This window comes from Pseudomonas sp. MWU12-3103b (genome assembly GCF_023100615.1).
Taxonomy (GTDB): domain Bacteria; phylum Pseudomonadota; class Gammaproteobacteria; order Pseudomonadales; family Pseudomonadaceae; genus Aquipseudomonas; species Aquipseudomonas putida_A.
Genome location: NZ_JALMEY010000052.1, coordinates 1 through 394, shown reverse-complemented (window position 1 = coordinate 394; position 394 = coordinate 1). Strand labels below are relative to the sequence as shown.

Below are 394 nucleotides of genomic sequence, written 5' to 3'. Positions count from 1 at the left end.
CGACGGTCAGGTCACCCATTACTACTACGACACGCGCGGGCAGTTGCTGTCGATCCGCTACCCGGACAGCAGCAGGCACAAGTTGTCGTGGAACGACCTCGGGCAACTGATCGAGGAAACCCTGCCCGACGGTGGTGTGCGGCGCTTTTCCTACGACCCGCTGGGGCGACGGACGACCACTTGCGACGAGCACGGCGCGATCACCCGCCAGCAGTGGGACGCTGTTGGCCGACTAATTCAGACGACCTTTCCTACGGGCGCTACCCGTGCTTACAGCTATGGCGCCTACGGCCAGGTCACTGCCGAGCGCGACGAACTCGGCCACATCACCCGCTACGAGTATGACGACGACCTGCACCTCGTCTCGCGCAAGATCAATCCCGACGGCACGCGA

General features: G+C 63.7%; 1 protein-coding gene. It reads left to right on the top strand.

All coding sequences use genetic code 11. From position 1 onward, the window contains the following. Positions 1-394, top strand: a 394-nt coding sequence (locus tag M0808_RS28430; protein ID WP_247843195.1) for a hypothetical protein, incomplete at both ends; no start/stop codon positions are given.